Origin of the sequence: Vibrio sp. Vb0598 (assembly GCF_033338935.1) — a bacterium.
GTDB lineage: Bacteria > Pseudomonadota > Gammaproteobacteria > Enterobacterales > Vibrionaceae > Vibrio > Vibrio alginolyticus.
In genome coordinates this window covers 1-1,109 of sequence record NZ_JAWOTP010000244.1, presented here as the reverse complement: position 1 = coordinate 1,109, position 1,109 = coordinate 1, and the positions used below count along the sequence as shown (strand labels likewise).

Genomic DNA, 1,109 nt, shown 5'->3' with positions numbered 1-1,109 from the left:
ACCTTCTTCCTCTACCTGACGTTTTTTGTTGTGCTGATTGTCACCGTAGCGACCTCTAACGGTGTGCTAGTCGGGGTGAGTGACTATTGGGTGAAAAGTACGTTGATCGAAGACATCGCTTACTTCATCCCTTGGGTCGGAATGGTATTCGCTGCGTTAGCTATTCTTGTCTGGTTCATCCGTATGTTCCAAGGCATGCAGCAACTGCGTAACAATCAACCTCATACTCCCTCTACAGGTCCAAACCTATAATTGAACCTTAACAACATCAAAAGCCGCCTTATTTAGGGCGGCTTTTTTATTGCTTCGGTTATGCAATGGAGAGCCAGAAGCTTGTCGTGACACGCTGGACATGAGCATAACGTTCTATAGTTTGAGTCAACTTCTCTTGTGTGAGACACGGTATCTCAGTCATGCGACTATTGTGAATCTTCTTGGTGAATTTTGTTATCTGGGGAGCGAATCAAATTAACAAAAGAAATTGCTCTCTAAAAGGCAAATCGCTGAGACCTCAGTCTCACTCACACTATTGTTCATTTACTCAAGGCATTTTTAGCCGCTAGAGTACGCGACGCTCAGCAATTCTTTTTTAAAGAGCATCAAATTCGCCTTAGTGCATTCAAGTCAAGGAATAGTCGAATTCTGAAAAGGATCCGGCTTTCACACGTTTGCTTTGTATTCTCAGTACCTGCTAGATGAAAACAAAGCAAACTTGTGAAGTCAGTGGTAGGCAATAGGAAAGGACACACTCGTTACAACTATGATTCCTCAATTTGTTATCCCTCTCACCAACTGCCTTGGTCAAAGCTTTCATTTTTCCAGTCAGCCAATCCCAAAAGGTGAACACAAAAAGTTTGACTCAGAACAGAGTGCGAAGGCGTTTCTAGATGACTTCGTACCGCTTAGCTCAAGCCGTGTTGAAGAGTTGTATCATCTACTTGGTCAGTTTCCCCCAAACGTACCGGATGAAGAACTGACACCAGAGCTTTATGCGCCTGTATTTGCAAAAGCACTTGTGAATGGTTCTCTTTATGTCGCTAGTTTCCCTAAAACAAAGAAAAACGCGACAATATCCAGTGAACCAACACCGGTACCTAAGCAAGTAAAAG

Annotated in this window: 1 protein-coding gene and 1 pseudogene; both read left to right on the top strand. The window is 43.3% G+C overall.

Annotated elements, in window-relative coordinates; all coding sequences use genetic code 11:
• Nucleotides 1–252: pseudogene (locus R7Q38_RS24420) on the top strand (hypothetical protein); the annotation flags it as partial.
• A gap of 508 nt (nt 253–760) precedes the next feature.
• On the top strand, nt 761–1,109 hold a 349-nt coding region (locus R7Q38_RS24415; protein WP_318114659.1), incomplete at its 3' end, for a hypothetical protein.